The sequence below is a fragment of the Loktanella fryxellensis genome, assembly GCF_900110065.1.
Lineage (GTDB): Bacteria > Pseudomonadota > Alphaproteobacteria > Rhodobacterales > Rhodobacteraceae > Loktanella > Loktanella fryxellensis.
Window position 1 is genome coordinate 30,294 of record NZ_FOCI01000008.1, and the last position, 15,541, is coordinate 45,834.

Sequence of the window (15,541 nt, forward strand, 5' to 3'; positions counted from 1 at the left end):
GCAGGGGGCGCTGTCCCCGATGCTGCCCCCCCCGGGATCTGTCGGACGCGAAGAAGCCGCGGACGCGGCGGCGCATCGGACGCCTGCCGCGTGACATCGCGGGCCGGGCCACCTAAAAGCGGGGGGGGCAAGCCGAGGGGGACACCGACATGCAGGTCTGCAGGACCGTGGACGAGATCCGCAGCGCGGTTGCGACCTTGCGTGCGAACGGCAGCGTCGGCCTCGTCACCACGATGGGCGCGCTGCATGCGGGGCATATGGCGCTGGTCGCGGCAGCGCAAGCGGATCATGCCGCGGTCGTCGTGACGATCTTCGTCAATCCGACGCAGTTCGGCGATCCCGCCGACCTCGCCGCCTATCCGCGCCGCGACGATGCCGATCTGGCGCTGCTGGCGGCGGCGGGCGTCGATGCGGTGTTCCTGCCAGATGCCGCCGCGATCTACCCGCCCGGCGACCAGACCATCGTGGACGCGGTCACGCTCGCGCAGGCCTATCACGGGGCCGTCCGGCCGGGGCATTTCCGCGGCGTGGCGACGGTGGTGACGAAGCTCTTCAACATCGCGGGCGCCGATGCCGCCTATTTCGGCGAAAAGGACTACCAGCAACTCGCCGTCATCAGGCAGTTGGTGCGCGATCTGTTCGTGCCCATCTCGATCCACGGCGTGCCCACGGTCCGCGATGGGGACGGGCTCGCCCTGTCGTCGCGCAACCTGCGGTTGACGCCCGGCGACCGGGCCGCCGCCCCGATCCTGCACCGCGCCCTGCGCGCCGCCGCCGACACCGTCCGCCACGGCGGCACGGTCGAGGATGCGGCACAGACCATCGCCGAGATCGTGGCGACCGAACCCCGCGCCACTCTGCGCGGCATCGACATCGTGAACGCCGCCGACTTTTCGCCCGCCACAGGCGCCCCCACCGCCCCCATCGGCATCATGCTGTCCGCCCAGTTCGGCGACGTGCTGCTGATCGACCAGAAGGAGATCCTGCCATGAGCAGCCAGACCCAACCTATCCGCCGCACCACCGTCCCCCAGATCCGCGCCCGCAAGGGCGGCGATCCCATCGTGTCGCTGACCTCGTATCACGCACATACGGCGGCCATCGTGGACCGCTACGCGGACTTCATCCTCGTGGGCGACAGCCTCGGCATGGTGATGCACGGCATGGACAGCACCATCGGCGTGCCGCTCGACCTGATGATCATGCACGGTCGTGCGGTCGTGCGTGGCACCAAGAAGGCGCTGGTCGTCGTCGACATGCCCTTTGGCACCTACGAGGAAAGCCCCAACGTCGCCTTCCGCAACGCCGCCACCATCATGAAGGAGACGGGCTGCGGCGCGGTGAAGCTGGAGGGCGGCGCGCGCATGGCCGAGACGATCCACTTCCTCGTCGAACGCGGCATTCCCGTCATGGCCCACACCGGCCTGACACCGCAGTCGTCCCACGTCATGGGCGGGTTCAAGACGCAAGGCCGCGACGACAGCACATGGGACGCGCACAGCGCCGACGCCCGCGCGGTGGCCGATGCGGGCGCCTTCGCCGTGGTGCTGGAAGGGATGGTCGAACCGCTCGCCGCGCGCATCACGCAAGAGGTGGCGATCCCCACCATTGGCATCGGCGCCTCCGTGCACTGCGACGGCCAGATCCTCGTGCTGGAGGATATGCTGGGCCTGAACCCGTGGACGCCCAAATTCGTCAAGGTCTACGGACAGCTCGGCCCGATGATCGAGGATGCGGTCAGCCGGTATGCGGCGGACGTGAAATCCCGTGCCTTCCCGACCGAGGACGAGGTCTACCGCTGAAGACGTTATCGGCAGGAAGCGACCACGCCATGGTCGTCTTTCTGCCCCGATCGGCGCCACGCCTGAAACTGCATTTGTATTATTGACACGGCCCAGACGGATTGCGGCAATTTTCAGCCGCAGGGGGGATCCCAAAAGCCCGCAGTGTGTTATTACCAAGATCACCGCACGTCAGATGCGGATTCGAGGAGTGAGCATGATGACACGCACAACGCTACTGGCGACGGCTGCCCTGTTTTTTCTGGGAGGCTGCATGGCGGCCGAACCCGTGACCGGTCGGGCGGACAACGACATGCTGCGGTTTTCCGCCATGAGCTATACCGGCGCCACCGAACGCACGAACTGATCCGCACGACGGGCAACGGCCGGTTCGGCCATTGCCCGGTCAGTGCCCTCAGGCGTCTTCGTCCATCACCAGCGGCGGCAGATTGCCTTCGGACGTGGGCAGTGTCGCGGCGGGTGTGGTGCCTGTCGCAGGGCCTGTCGTCATGCCCGTCGGGCGTACCGCTGCGTCGGGAATCGTCGGTGTGGGTGCTGGCGCTGCCCCAAGGACACCGATTTCGACCGGCGGCGGCTGCATCCCGTTCGTCGAGGGGCGCGGGATCGGCGAGGATGCGGGACCATCGAGCGACGTCGTGCGCACCGGTGCGGGTTGGGGTACGGCCACGGGTTGTGGCGCAGGCGGAATGATCAGCACTTGCGTGCTGGTCCCGTCACCGGCGGTGTTGCCGTCGAATCCGACCGGCACAGGGGTTGCACATGCGGCAAGTGCCGCAAGGCCCGCCACGCTCATCAGAATCTTCATCATCGCTGTCGCTCCTTCGTCCCAGTCAGAAGTGGGTCACATCGGGCCCACGTCAAATACGCGCATTCCCCAGACGCCTTAGCACCGCAGAGGCGTCATGGCGATGTCTGTCGCGCATTACAACTGTCCCGGCACCACCAGATCGGGCGGCCGGTGCCCATCGGCGAACGTCTTGATGTTGATCAGGACCTTCTCGCCCATCTCCAGACGCCCCTCGACGGTGGCGGACCCCATGTGCGGCAACAGGATCACGTTGGACAACGCCTTGAGCCGCGGATTGATCTCGTGCCCCCGCTCGAACACGTCGAGGCCGGCCCCCGCGATCTCTCCGCTGCGCAGCATTCGCGTCAGGGCATTCTCGTCGATCACCTCGCCGCGGCTGGTGTTCACGATCACGGCGTCGGGCTTCATCAGCTTCAGCCGCCGGGCGTTCATCAGATGGAACGTGGAGGGCGTATGCGGGCAGTTGACCGAGATCACGTCCATCCGCGCGACCATCTGGTCGAGGCTGTCCCAATAGGTGGCACCCAGCGGCTCCTCGATCTCCGCCCGCAGCCGCTTGCGGTTGTGGTAGTGGATCTGCATGCCGAAGGCGCGGGCGCGCCGCGCGACGGCCTGACCGATGCGGCCCATGCCGAGGATGCCGAGGCGGCGCCCGGCGATCCGCCCGCCCAGCATCGCGGTCGGCGCCCAACCGGTCCAGTCGTCGGATTGGGCGATGCGCATCCCCTCGGGGATGCGGCGCAGCACCGACAGCATCAGGGCCATGGTCATGTCGGCGGTATCGTCGGTCAGCACGCCGGGCGTATTCGACACCAGGATGCCGCGCTGCCGTGCGGTACCCGTGTCGATGTGATCGACACCCGCGCCGTAGTTGGCGATCAGTTTCAACCGCGGGCCCGCCTGCGCCAGCAGCGCCGCGTCGATCGCGTCCGTGATCGTCGGCACCAGCACATCGGCCCCCTGCATGGCGGCGGCCAATGCATCGCGGGACATCGGCGTGTCGGTGTCGCGCAGGGTCACGTCGAACAACTCGGCCATCCGCGACTGCACGGCATCGGGCAACCGTCGCGTGACGACAACACTCAGCTTCTTGGTTGGCATTCCATCCCCCGCGCCACTGTTCAACGCCCCCGCGTGATGGCAGGTTGACAGCGAGGAACGCGGGGCACAAGAACCAACGCGCCCGCGTCAGGCAGATCGAGGCAGAGAATGACCACGACCCATTCCTTCAGGCGCTGCATGGCGGCGCTGCTGGCAGCGACACTGGCCGCACCGCTGGCAGCACAGGATGCGGCCGTCACGGCCACCACGGCCAGTTTCGCGGCGCCCGTCATGGGCCCGGAAACGAACCTTCCCCTGCCGCGCTACGTCAGCCTCAAGGCGAAGGAGGCGAACGTCCGTCGCGGCCCCTCCCTGACGCACCGCATCGATTGGGTGTTCCAGCGCCGCGACATGCCACTGCAGGTCGTAGCCGAATATGGCCTGTGGCGGCGTGTGATCGACCGCGAGGGTCAGGGCGGCTGGGTGCACTACACCATGCTGTCGGGGTCGCGCACCGTGATCGTCGATCAGGACCGCTTGCCCCTACGCACGCAGCCGTCCGACACGGCGGCGGAACGGGCAGAGCTGGAACTCAACGTGATCGCCCGCCTGGGTGACTGCGATGGCGACTGGTGCGAGTTGACCGCCGGCGGCTATTCGGGCTGGGCGCAACGCCACGTGCTCTGGGGCGTGGATCCCGCCGACTGAGGCTTTCGGCGGCAGCACGCCTGCGCTAGGGGTGGCAGCATGAGCGATACCGAAAACCACAACCGCCTGAACCTGTCCGCCGGGCTCCTGTCCTGTGCGGTGGCTCTCGCTTTGGTGGTGGCCAAGCTCTGGGCCTATGCGCAGACCGGATCGCTGGCCATCGCCGCGACCCTTGCCGATTCCGCGATGGACCTGATGATGTCGCTTGGCGCGCTCGCCGCCATCGCCTATGCGGCCAAGCCTGCGGACGACGACCACAACTTCGGCCACACCTCGGCCGAGGATCTGGCCGCGCTGGCGCAGTCGGTCATCATCCTCGCCTCGTCCGGCGTGATCGCCACGGCGGCGATCTGGCGGCTGGTGCGGGGCGATGCGGCGCTGCCCGAAAACGAAGGCGCCGGTATCGCGATCATCGCCTTCTCCATCGTCCTGACGCTGGGTCTGGTGATCTGGCAGCGCCGCGTCGCCGCCCGCACCGACAACCCGGTGGTCAAGGCCGACAGCCTGCACTACCTCGGCGACCTGATCCCGAACGTGGGCGCCATCCTCGCCCTCTGGGCCTCAGCCTCGCTGGGACTGGCGCAGGTGGACAGCGTGGTCGCATTGGGGGCCGCACTGATCCTGGCCTTCGGTGCTGTCCGCATCGGAAAGGGTGCCTTCGACGCCCTGATGGACCGTCAGGCGCCGGCCGAGGTCATCGCGGGCATCGACGCCATCGTGCGCGCCCACGACGGCGTGCGCGGGTTCCACGACCTCAAGACCCGGCGGTCCGGCAGCCGCACGTTCATCAACCTGCACGTCGAACTCGACGGCGATCAGACGCTGGATCAGGCCCATGCCATCGGCGCCAGCCTGCGCCGCGCCATCCTGCGGACCTATCCACGCACCGACGTGATGATCCACAAGGACCCGGTCGGGGTGCAGAAACACCCCGACGATCCCAGCCTCTGATCAGGCGGCCTTGTCGGAGAGCCCGCGCCCGCGCAACAGCGCATCCACCCCCGGCATCCGCCCCCGGAACTGGGTGTAAAGCGTCGCCGCATCCACCGATCCGCCCTGCGACAGCACCGTCGCCTCCAGCCGCTGCGCCAGCACCGGGTCGAACGGATCGCCCGCCGCCGTGAACGCATCGAAGGCGTCTGCGTCCATCACCTCGGACCACATGTAGCTGTAATAGCCGCTGGAATACCCGTCGCCCGCGAACACATGGGCGAAATGCGGCGTCGCGTGCCGCATCCCGATCGCATGCGGCATGTCGAGCGACGCCAGGACCTCGGCCTCTTTCTGCATCGGGTCCGACGGGGCGGGGCCTGCGTGGAACTCCAGATCGACCATCGCGCTGGCGATGTATTCGACCGTCTGGAACCCCATGTCATAGGTCGCGGCGGCCAGCATCCGGTCCAGCATGTCCTGCGGCATCGCCTCCCCCGTGGTGGCGTGGGTGGCAAAGGTCTGCAGCACCTCCGGCACCTCCAGCCAATGCTCGAACAGCTGGCTCGGCAATTCGACGAAATCGCGTGCGACGGACGTGCCGCTGACGCTTTCATAGGTCACGTCCGACAGCATCTGGTGCAGGGCATGGCCGAATTCGTGGAACAGCGTCCGCGCATCGTCATAGGACAGCAACGCAGGCTTGCCTGCCCCCGGCTTGGCGAAGTTGCACACGTTCAGCACGATGGGCCGCACGTCGCCCGACAGCCGCTGCTGGCTGCGCATCGCCATGCACCACGCGCCCGACCGCTTCGACGCGCGGGCAAAGTAGTCGCCCATGAACACCGCCACGTGCTGCCCGTCGCGCGTCACCTCCCACAGGCGCACGTCCGGGTGATAGACGGGGCCGTCCAGCGGCGCGAACTCCAGCCCGAACAGGCGGTGCGCACAGTCGAACGCCGCCGCGATCATCCGGTCGAGCTGCAGAAACGGCTTCAGCGCCGCCTCGTCCAGATCATGCTCCGCCTGACGCCGCTTCTCGGAATAGTACCGCCAGTCCCACGGCTCCAACGGTCCCGCGATCCCGTCGGCATGCAGCAGCGCCGTCAGCTTGTCCGCATCCGCAAGGGCCGCGGCCCGCGCGGGCGTCCAGACCTGCATCAGCAGGTCGCGCACCGCGTCGGGCGTGCCCGCCATCTCGGTCTCCAGCTTGTAGGTGGCGAAACTGGCGTATCCCAGCAGCTCCGCCCGTTCCGCCCGCAAGGCCAGCGTTTCCGCTGCAAGCGCGCGGTTGTCGGTGGCCCCACCGTTCATGCCCCGCGCGGTCCACGCCGCATAGGCCCGCTGCCGCAGGTCGCGGCGCGGGCTGAACTGCAGGAACGGCACGATCAGCGACCGCGACAGGGTGACGACAGGGCCGGGATGCCCGCACGCCTCGCCCGCCGCCCGGGCGGCATCCACGACGAACTCCGGCAACCCTCCCATATCGGCCTCGGTCAGCGACATCGACCAGTCGCGCTCGTCCGCCAGCAGGTTCTGCGTGAACTGCGTCCCCAGCACTGCCAGACGCGATTTCACCGCCCGCAGCCGCTCCGCCTGGGCGCCCTGTAACTGCGCGCCCTGCCGTACGAAACTGCGCTGCGTCAGCATCAGGACGCGCGCCTGCTCTTCGCTCAGCCCCAGCGTATCCGCCCGCGCCCACAGGTCCGCGATCCGCGCGAACAGCTGCGCATTGCCCGTCACCTCAGACCCGAAGGCGCTCAGCAACGGCGCGAAATCGCGCTGCAACGCCTCGCGTGCGGGCGTGCTGTCAGCCCCCGCGATGCCGTAGAAGACGCCCAGCACACGACCCAGCACGGCCTGCGCGCCCTCCAGTGCGGCGACGGTGTTGTCGAATGTCGGCGCCTCGGGGTTCTCCGCGATGGCTGCGATATTGACCCGCGCCTCGGTCAGCGCGGCCTCCACGGCAGGCGCGAAATCAGTGTCCGCGATTGCGGTGAACGGCGGCAGAGCGTGCGGGGTGTCCCAGTCGGACAGCAGCGGATTGGTCATGGCGGGTCTCCTTTACCCACACCCTAGGACCATGCCCGGCAAAGTGCCACCGCCCCCCTGCCCTCGCTTTTTAGGAAATACTCACCTTCACGGCGCGTCAGCGCCGCCCCCGTTCGAACCGGCGCAATACCAGCGACAGAGTGATGGTCATCGACAGATAGACCAGCGCCACCACGTTATACGTCTCGAAATAGCGGAAATTGCCAGCCGCCAGGACCTTGCCCAATTGCGTGATGTCGGCGACACCCAGCACGCTGACCAGCGACGAATCCTTCAGCATCGCCACGAAATCGTTGCCCAAGGGCGGCAACATGACGCGCAGCGCCTGCGGCCACACGATGAACCGGAACCGGTGCCACCGCCCCAGCCCCAGCGCACGCCCCGCCTCGATCTGCCCCACGTCGACCGATTGCAGACCGGCGCGGAACACCTCGGCCAGGAACGCGGCATAGGCCAGCACCAGTGCGATGATCGCCCGCCACAGCAGCGGAAAATCCCGCGTCCGCGCCTCCGGTAGGCCCAGCGCGTTCCACAGCGCCACCAGCGCCGGGGCCAGCACGAAGGCCACATACAGCAGCAGCACGATGATGGGGATGCCGCGCATCACCTCGACGTAGAACCGCGAGATCTGCCGCAACACGATCGACCCCGACCCCGCCATCAGCGCCAGCATCAGCCCCAGCACGCAGGCGGACGCATAGGCAATCAGCGTGACCAGAACCGTGGTCCACACCCCTTGTCCCAGCGTCATCAGCACGTCGCGCGACACCGGATCGCGCAGCACGGCCGCGAAGAGCACCACCCCGATCACGACGACCGCCACCAGCCACCATGGAAAATCGCGGTCCCCCGCGGGACCGCGCCGCATCTCAGGCATCAGGCCGCAGTCCGCCCGTCGATCTGGCCGTCATTCGCCCATCTTGAAGTCGAGGAACCACGTCGTGTTCAGCGCATCCAGCGTGCCATCCGCCCGCATCGCGGCAATGGCCGCGTTCACGGGCGCCACAAGGTCCGAACCCTTGGGAAAGATGAACCCGAAATCCTCGGTCCCCAGCTTCTCGCCCACGATCTTCAGCGCGCCCTCGCTCGCGGCGACATAGCCTTCGCCGGCGGTGCCGTCGGTCAGCACCAGATCGACGTCACCCGCGCGCAGCGCCTGCACCGTGGCACCGAACGTCTCCATCGTCTGGATGCGCGGGTTCGCCTCGTCGCCGTCAAGCACGTCATAGACCGCCACATAGAACGGCGTCGTGCCCGGCTGTGCCGCGATCATCAGGTCCGGATCGGCGGCAAAGCTCGCCGCATCCGTGAACCGCGCCTCGTCGCCGCGCACCAGCATCACCATCTCGGACGTCATGTAGGAGTCCGAGAAATCGACGACCTCGGCCCGGTCCTCGCGGATCGTGATGCCCGTCATGCCGATGTCGTATTGTCCTTCCGACACGGCGGGGATCATCGCGTCCCAGCTCGTGTTCTCATAGGTCACGACCATGTTCAGGCGTTCCGCGATCTCGGCCATCGCGTCGTATTCCCAGCCGACGGCGGCACCGTCCTGCACGAACTGCAGCGGGGGATAGGCGTTCTCGGTCACGACCGTCACGGCGCGCCCGTCCAGATCGGGCAGCGCATCCTGTGCGATCGCCGTGGTGGCCAGCAGGGTGGTCAGCAGGCCTGCGGCCAGTCGTGTTGTCAGTGTCATGTCGGTTCCCCCGGATCGGTTGTCGCGCCGACCTTGGCGCGGGTCGCATCGGCCTGCAAGCCCCGTCCAGCACAGACCCGGCACGTGGCATCGACAGGCACCGCCACGATCCGCGTCTGCGCGTAAAGCGCATCATAGATCAACAGCCGCCCACCCAACGACGTCCCCGCATCCGTCAGGACCTTCACCGCCTCGACTGCCATCATCGACCCTACGACGCCGGGCAGCGGCCCCAGCACGCCCGCCTCGGCACAGCTCGGCACCAGCCCCGGCGCGGGGCGGTTGGGAAAGACGCAAGTGTAGCACGGCGTGCCATGCGCCGGGTGATAGAGGCTGATCTGCCCTTCCCACTGGGTCAGCGCGCCCGCGATCAGCGGCACCCCCGCCGCCACGCATGCGGCATTCACCACGTCGCGCGTCTCGAAACTGTCGCAGCCATCCAGAACAAGGTCATAGTCCGCCACCAGCTCTGCCGCGATGTCCGCCGTCAGACGCCGGTTGTAGGGACGCACCGCCACGCGCGGATTGATCGCGGCAATGGCCTGCGCCGCCGCCTGCACCTTGGGCAGGCCGCGGTCGCCGTCGCGGAACAGCACCTGCCGCTGCAGATTGCTCGCCTCGACCACGTCGTCGTCGATCACCCCCAGCGTGCCGACCCCCGCCGCCGCCAGATACAGCAGCACGGGCGACCCGAGGCCCCCCGCCCCCACCACCAGCACGCGCGCCTGCGACAGCGCGACCTGCCCGGTGCCACCGATCTCGCGCAGCATGATGTGACGGGCATAGCGGTCCAGATCGTCGTTCTGCAGGCCCTTCGCCTGCACGTCAGCCACTGGCACCGCCTTACGCGCCTTTACCGCCCGGAACAGCCGGGTATAGCCCCAGACCACGACGCCCAGACCGATCACCAGCCCCCACAGCCGCGGATCGCCGCCCGTCGCCTCGCGCCACGGATGCCCGTCGGGCAGCGCCAGATGCGACGCGATGATGACCGCCAGCAGCACGCCGACCATGATCCGCCGCGCCCGCTTTGGCGCGCCCATCGCCACGCCGGTGCCCCAGATCACCGCCGCAAGGAAACCGACCATCAGCATGGGCCACCTCCGGTCGAACCGAACCCACCGGCCCCGCGCACGGTGGCATTCAGATCGCCCGCCACGAACGCCGCCTGCACCACAGGCGCCACCACAAGCTGCGCGATCCGCATGCCGTGCGTGACGGTAAAGTCCGCATCACCGAGGTTGACCACCAGCACACCCACCTCGCCGCGATAGTCGCTGTCGATCGTCCCCGGCGCATTGACCAGCGCGATGCCGTGCCGCAGGGCCAGCCCGGACCGCGCCCTGACCTGCACCTCGCACCCCACCGGGATCGCCAGCCGCAGCCCCGTCGGCACCAGTGCCCGCGCCATGGGTCGCAGCACGATCCCCGCCGCCCGGTCGTCAGGCCCGAGGTTTGCGCACACATCCGCCCCCGCCGCCCCTGCCGTCTGATAGGCCGGCAGCGGCACCGCCTCATCCGCGCCCGCGACACGGGCCACCGTCACCACGGGCACCCCTAGAACCGACATCTTGCCCGAGTTACTCCCGCCGGAGGCATCCACGCTCACGGCGTCACCGCCGTCAGCACATCCACCATCCGTGCCACCAGCCGCTCCGCCACAGCGTCCTTGCCCATGCGTGGCCAATCCTCCGCGCCCGCGTCGGTCACCAGCGTCACCGCATTCTCGGTTCCGCCCATGATGCAGGTGCCCGCAGACACGTCGTTGGCGACGATCCAGTCGCAGCCCTTGCGCGCCCGCTTCTGCGTGGCCAGCCGCGTCACGTCCTGCGTCTCTGCGGCAAAGCCCACGACGAGCGCGGGCCGCCCATCGCCCAGCCGGGACACGGCAGCCAGAATGTCCGGGTTTTCGGCAAAGGTCAGGACCGGCAAACCGTCCACCGACTTCTTCATCTTCTGCGCGCCCGCGTTGGCGACGCGCCAGTCGGCCACCGCCGCCGCACACACGACCGCATCTGCGGGCAGCGCCGCCATCACCGCGTCGTGCATCGCCTGCGCCGTCTCGACCCGGACCAAGGTCGTATCAGCGGGCGGCGGCACCACAGCGGGCCCTGTCACGAACGTGACCGTGGCCCCCGCCGCGACCAGCGCCCGCCCAATGGCCGTGCCCTGCGCGCCGGACGACCGGTTGGCGATATAGCGCACCGGGTCGATGGGCTCGTGCGTGGGGCCGGAGGTGACGATCACATGCCGTCCCCGCAACGGACCCGGCGACAGCCGCTGCACGATCGCGGCCAGAATCGCCGCAGGCTCCGCCAGCCGCCCCGGCCCGTGTTCACCGCAGGCCATGTCGCCCACGTCAGGTCCGACGAAGGCCACACCGTCCGCCATCAGCACCGCCAGATTGCGCTGCGTCGCGGGATGGTCCCACATCCGCACGTTCATCGCGGGCGCAATCAGCACCGGCGTATCGGTCGCCAGCAGCAGCGTCGTCGCCAGATCGTCGGACAGCCCCGCCGCCGCGCGCGCCATCAGATGCGCCGTCGCCGGGGCGACAACGATCAGGTCGGCGACCCGGCTCAACTGGATGTGGCCCATCTCGGCCTCTGCGGTCAGGTCAAACAACGCGCCGTGCACCGTCTCACCCGCCAGCGCCGCCACGCTCAGCGGCGTGACGAACTCGCCCGCCGCCCGCGTCATGACCGGCGTCACAACGGCCCCGGCCCCGCGCAGCAGCCGGATCAGCTCCAGCGCCTTGTAGGCCGCGATGCCGCCACCGATGATCAGCAGGATACGCTTGTCGTGCAGCATGGCGGACCGCCCCCTTGGTTGCGCCCAGATGTAGGCGCAGGTCCGCCCGATGACAACGCGGCAGCTAGTCGGCAAAGACCGCGCAGGGATCGGCGCGGTCCGGGGCCGGTGCGGTGACCACCCGGTCGAACGGTGCATCCGCTGGCACGTCGCCCTCGACCTGCCCCAGCGACCAGACCGTCAGGTCGGGCCGCATCGCCCGGATCGTCGCGGGCGCGCCCACATCGGTGCGCGCATGGCCCGTGCCGGTGATCAGCACCACCGGACCGCCGTGTGCCTCGAATGCCGCCACTGCCGCCGCGCCGAAGGCCGCATCGCGCAGTCTCTGCGCCTCGACCATGCCGGGCAGCATCTCCTCTGGCAGGGCACCGCAATGGGCATCCGCCTGTTCCTGCGCCAAGGTATCGCGCTGCGCTTGCGTCAGATCCGGCACGATGGCGTCGGTCTGGCCTGCAGCCCCGTCGGTCATCGCCGCCAGCAGCGCGTCGCGCCCGACCGCGGCGCCGACGATCTGCGCATCCGGTGCTGCCGCGAAAATCGGCGCATAAAGGTCGAAGTCCGGCCAACCGCTCTTCGCCCAATCGAACGCCGCCGCCAGCGCATCCACGTCGGTGCGGTCCACGGCCATGGCCGCTGCCGCCTGCGCGGCGTCCAGCATCTCAAAGATCAGCGCCGTCGGTGTCACCTCGGCCACGATGGCTGCCTGCGTCGCGTGATGGGCAGGGTTGTCATGCACCTCGCCCAACACGAAGATGTCGGCGCGTGGCGTTGGGCCGACATCCTGCGCCGATACCATGATCGGCCAGATCGCCAGCAGGGCCGCCCACCGCATCATGCGAAGAACGACAGCACTTCCCGGCTTTGGTTCTCGAGGTTCTTGCGCATCTTGCCGAAGGCCGCCGCTTCCAGCTGACGCACGCGCTCCTTGCTCAGACCCAACTCGACACCAAGGCTTTCCAGCGTGCGGGGGTCATCGCGCAGTTTGCGTTCCCGCACGATGAACCGCTCGCGGTCGTTCAGATCACGCAGCGCGGTCAGCAGCCATTGCCGCAGGCGGGCATTATCATGGGACAATTGCACGTTCTCTGCGGCTTGCGTGGTGTCGTCCTCCAACGCATCGATCCACTCCCGGCCTTCGTCCTCCGAAGACTGCGTCGCGTTCAAACTAAAGTCGGATCCCGACAAACGGCCTTCCATCATCTCCACGTCGTGCAGCGGGACGCCCACTTCCGTAGCAATCATCCGGCGCATTACGTGGCCTTCAAGCTTGATGCCTTCCGCCGCCGCCTCACGCTCCAGCCGCGCCTGAACCCGGCGCATGTTGAAGAACAGCGACTTTTGCGATGACGTGGACCCGGTGCGCACCATCGACCAGTTGCGCATCACGTAATCCTGAATGCTCGCCTTGATCCACCAGACTGCATAGGTCGAAAAGCGGACACCGCGGTCGGGGTCGAACTTTTCGGCGGCCTTCATGAGACCGACGGAGGCTTCCTGGATCAGGTCGTTCATCGGGGCGCCGTAACGCTTGAATTTCGCGGCCATCGAGATGGCGAGGCGCATGTAGGCGGTGATCAGACGGTGCAGGCTTTCCTCGCACCGCTCGTCGCGCCAGGCATAGGCCAGACGCAATTCCGTCTCGGCATCGAGCAGTTCCGCTTTCATCGCGGTGCGCGACAACGTCTGGTCCGAAAATCCGTCGAATGCCATGATGATCACCCCCTGGTGTTGCGCGAACTGCTTGAGTCTGTGACCGTGGCAGTCTCTATGTGCGATCAACACGAATGATGCGCGAAAGTTCCATGACCAAGTTGCCGCACCTCCTGTTCATGCTATGGGCCTGTCTGCCCGTCGGATGGCTGCGGCACCGCTGCGACCATCGCAGCCATGTACGGTGAAAAAGCCATGATCTGCAGCGACATGCACCTGAATAAGGCGCGTCTTCACACCATGCGCCGTCGTCATCACGGGCTGCGAAGAGGCACGCAACGCCTGCATCCGGCTTTCCTGCACAACACCTGTGCGGCGATGCGGCGGATCTTGCGGCGAAGCCAGCGGGCAAGGGGGGCGTCATGACGCGTCTCTGGCTGATCCGTCATGGACCGACGCACCAGACGGCGATGACCGGCTGGCGCGACGTGCCCGCCGATCTGAGCGATTCTGCGGCACTCGCCCGGCTGTCGGCCTATGTACCGGCGCCGGCCCTCGTCGTATCGTCAGACCTGATCCGCGCCGTGACGACCGCCGACGCGATCGCGCAGGACCGACAGCGCCTGCCCCACGATCCCGATCTGCGAGAGATCGATTTTGGCGCGTGGGATGGCCTGCACTACACGCAGGTCGCCGCCCGGGACCCCGTGCTGTCGCGGGCCTTCTGGGACACGCCCGGCGACCTCGCGGCGCCCGAAGGGGAAAGCTGGAACGTCATGACCGCGCGCGTGACGGCGGCCATCGACCGTGTGATCGCAGCGCATCGCCCCGCCGATCTGGTCGTGGTGGCGCATATGGGCGCGATCATGTCGCAGATCCCCCGCGCCACGGGCGGCACCGCCGTGCAGGCGATGGGCCACCATATCGACGCCCTCGGCGTCACCGACATGACACTGACGCCGCAGGGCTGGCGCATCGGCACCATCAACCATCGCCCCTGACCCCTGAACCCCTGACCACGAAAGGCACCGCATGACCTACGATCTGACCATCGGCGACCGCACCTTCTCCAGCTGGTCCCTGCGCGGCTGGCTGATGCTGGTCTGCTTCGGCCTGCCGCACCGCACGCGGATGGCCGGGCTCTACTCCGGCACCCTCGCTGCCGATCTGGCGGACCTCGCCCCGGCGCGCACGGTGCCCGTGCTGCGCACGCCCGACGGCGCGGTGCTGACCGACACAATCGCCATGGCCGAAACGCTGGCCGAGCGTCACCCGGACGCGGGTCTCTGGCCGCGGGACCCCCACGCCCGCGCCCTCGCCCGCAGCATGGTGGCCGAGATGCACGCAGGCTTCGGCGCCCTGCGCAGCGCCTGCCCGATGATGCTGGCCCACGCCTGGGACGGCTTCGTGGCACCCGACGCGGTGCAGGCGGACCTTTCGCGGCTCACCGCCCTCTGGGCCCTCGCGCGTGCACGCCACGGTGCGGACGGCCCGTGGCTCTTCGGCACCTACAGCCTCGCGGATGTATTCTACGCCCCGGTCGCGGCCCGCATCGCGACCTACGGTCTGCCCGTGGATGCCGCGGCGCAGGACTACGTCGCACACACGCTGGCCGAGACATCCTTCCGCCAATGGCGCGCCCTCGGCCTGACGCGCCACTACGACCCCATGCCCTACGCGGTGCCGTTGCCGCAGCGCCCGTGGCCCGGCCCCGCCCCGCTCACCGCCACGCCCGTCGACCACGGCACCCCCGAAAACGCCACCTGCCCCTATTCCGGCCTGCCCGGCACGCATCTGCTGCAGCTCGACGGCCGCACCTTCGGCTTCTGCAACGCCACCTGCCGGGACAAGACCGTGGCCGACCCCGCCGCATGGCCCGCATTCATGGCCCTGCTCTGACGCAGCCCCGCCCCGGCCTCATCTGACCCGTAAACTCCCCCGCGGGAGGGTCCGATGCCGCCGCTCGGCCCCGACCCGCACCGCCGGGCACGACGACCGGACCCACACCCGCCACGCCGCCACGCCTCGCTTTTTGCAAAAT

The 15,541-nt window shown here is 68.3% G+C and carries 17 protein-coding genes; 7 read left to right on the forward strand and 10 right to left on the reverse strand.

Features of this window, described 5'->3' with window-relative positions; translation table 11 throughout:
- Positions 1-149: 149 nt before the first annotated feature.
- The 3 genes from panC to BMX16_RS17600 all read left to right on the forward strand — a co-directional run bounded on the left by panC (position 150) and on the right by BMX16_RS17600 (position 2,147).
- Positions 150-992 carry a pantoate--beta-alanine ligase gene (panC, locus tag BMX16_RS07805; protein WP_089901318.1) on the forward strand — a complete coding sequence of 281 codons (843 nt, stop codon included), beginning with the start codon at positions 150-152 and terminating at the stop codon, positions 990-992.
- On the forward strand, positions 989-1,801 hold the full coding sequence (gene panB, locus BMX16_RS07810; RefSeq protein WP_089901321.1) for a 3-methyl-2-oxobutanoate hydroxymethyltransferase: 813 nt from the start codon (positions 989-991) through the stop codon (positions 1,799-1,801). Before panC ends, panB begins: the two co-directional genes overlap by 4 nt.
- A 196-nt stretch (positions 1,802-1,997) precedes the next feature.
- A complete protein-coding gene (locus BMX16_RS17600) occupies positions 1,998-2,147 on the forward strand; it encodes a hypothetical protein (RefSeq protein ID WP_177174606.1) in 150 nt (49 codons plus the stop codon).
- 48 nt (positions 2,148-2,195) lie between these two features.
- Here the strand turns inward: BMX16_RS17600 and BMX16_RS07815 are convergent, their stop codons facing one another.
- The gene (locus BMX16_RS07815) at positions 2,196-2,609 is read right to left on the reverse strand and encodes a hypothetical protein (protein WP_089901324.1); all 414 of its coding nucleotides are present in this window, start codon (positions 2,607-2,609) and stop codon (positions 2,196-2,198) included.
- Between the two features lie 114 nt (positions 2,610-2,723).
- Positions 2,724-3,710: a 2-hydroxyacid dehydrogenase gene (locus BMX16_RS07820; RefSeq protein WP_089901327.1), complete on the reverse strand. Its 987-nt coding sequence runs from the start codon at positions 3,708-3,710 to the stop codon at positions 2,724-2,726.
- Between the two features lie 108 nt (positions 3,711-3,818).
- On the opposite strand from BMX16_RS07820, the gene BMX16_RS07825 reads away from it, so the two are divergent.
- Both BMX16_RS07825 and BMX16_RS07830 read left to right on the forward strand, forming a co-directional pair.
- Positions 3,819-4,358, forward strand: coding sequence for an SH3 domain-containing protein (locus BMX16_RS07825; protein WP_245731415.1), 540 nt, complete (start codon positions 3,819-3,821; stop codon positions 4,356-4,358).
- Positions 4,359-4,397: 39 nt separating this feature from the next.
- Positions 4,398-5,309, forward strand: a complete 912-nt coding sequence (locus BMX16_RS07830; protein ID WP_089901334.1) for a cation diffusion facilitator family transporter — start codon at positions 4,398-4,400, stop codon at positions 5,307-5,309.
- On the opposite strand, the gene BMX16_RS07835 is transcribed toward BMX16_RS07830, so the two are convergent.
- The 8 genes from BMX16_RS07835 to BMX16_RS07870 form a co-directional block, all read right to left on the reverse strand.
- Positions 5,310-7,340: a M3 family metallopeptidase gene (locus BMX16_RS07835; RefSeq protein ID WP_089901339.1), complete on the reverse strand. Its 2,031-nt coding sequence runs from the start codon at positions 7,338-7,340 to the stop codon at positions 5,310-5,312. It lies immediately after the preceding gene.
- A gap of 97 nt (positions 7,341-7,437) precedes the next feature.
- Positions 7,438-8,208, reverse strand: a complete 771-nt coding sequence (locus BMX16_RS07840; RefSeq protein WP_089901658.1) for an amino acid ABC transporter permease — start codon at positions 8,206-8,208, stop codon at positions 7,438-7,440.
- Between the two features lie 39 nt (positions 8,209-8,247).
- A complete protein-coding gene (locus BMX16_RS07845; protein WP_089901343.1) occupies positions 8,248-9,039 on the reverse strand; it encodes a transporter substrate-binding domain-containing protein in 792 nt (263 codons plus the stop codon).
- Positions 9,036-10,133, reverse strand: coding sequence for a HesA/MoeB/ThiF family protein (locus BMX16_RS07850; protein WP_089901347.1), 1,098 nt, complete (start codon positions 10,131-10,133; stop codon positions 9,036-9,038). Before BMX16_RS07850 ends, BMX16_RS07845 begins: the two co-directional genes overlap by 4 nt.
- Positions 10,127-10,609: a dUTP diphosphatase gene (dut, locus tag BMX16_RS07855; RefSeq protein WP_089901351.1), complete on the reverse strand. Its 483-nt coding sequence runs from the start codon at positions 10,607-10,609 to the stop codon at positions 10,127-10,129. The genes BMX16_RS07850 and dut overlap by 7 nt, the downstream gene beginning before the upstream one ends.
- Before the next feature lie 35 nt (positions 10,610-10,644).
- On the reverse strand, positions 10,645-11,850 hold the full coding sequence (gene coaBC, locus BMX16_RS07860; RefSeq protein WP_089901354.1) for a bifunctional phosphopantothenoylcysteine decarboxylase/phosphopantothenate--cysteine ligase CoaBC: 1,206 nt from the start codon (positions 11,848-11,850) through the stop codon (positions 10,645-10,647).
- 64 nt (positions 11,851-11,914) lie between these two features.
- Complete coding sequence (locus BMX16_RS07865) at positions 11,915-12,685, reverse strand: ChaN family lipoprotein (RefSeq protein ID WP_245731417.1); 771 nt, start codon at positions 12,683-12,685, stop codon at positions 11,915-11,917.
- Entirely contained in the window at positions 12,682-13,560 is an 879-nt protein-coding gene (locus BMX16_RS07870) for an RNA polymerase factor sigma-32 (RefSeq protein WP_089901664.1), read from the reverse strand. Before BMX16_RS07870 ends, BMX16_RS07865 begins: the two co-directional genes overlap by 4 nt.
- Before the next feature lie 362 nt (positions 13,561-13,922).
- Here BMX16_RS07870 and BMX16_RS07875 point away from each other — a divergent pair, with 362 nt between their 5' ends.
- Together BMX16_RS07875 and BMX16_RS07880 are read left to right on the forward strand one after the other, a co-directional pair.
- Positions 13,923-14,501 (forward strand): histidine phosphatase family protein, encoded by a 579-nt coding sequence (locus BMX16_RS07875; RefSeq protein WP_089901357.1) that lies wholly within the window; start codon positions 13,923-13,925, stop codon positions 14,499-14,501.
- 31 nt (positions 14,502-14,532) lie between these two features.
- Positions 14,533-15,399 carry a glutathione S-transferase N-terminal domain-containing protein gene (locus tag BMX16_RS07880; RefSeq protein ID WP_089901359.1) on the forward strand — a complete coding sequence of 289 codons (867 nt, stop codon included), beginning with the start codon at positions 14,533-14,535 and terminating at the stop codon, positions 15,397-15,399.
- The last annotated feature ends 142 nt before the right edge of the window (positions 15,400-15,541 follow it).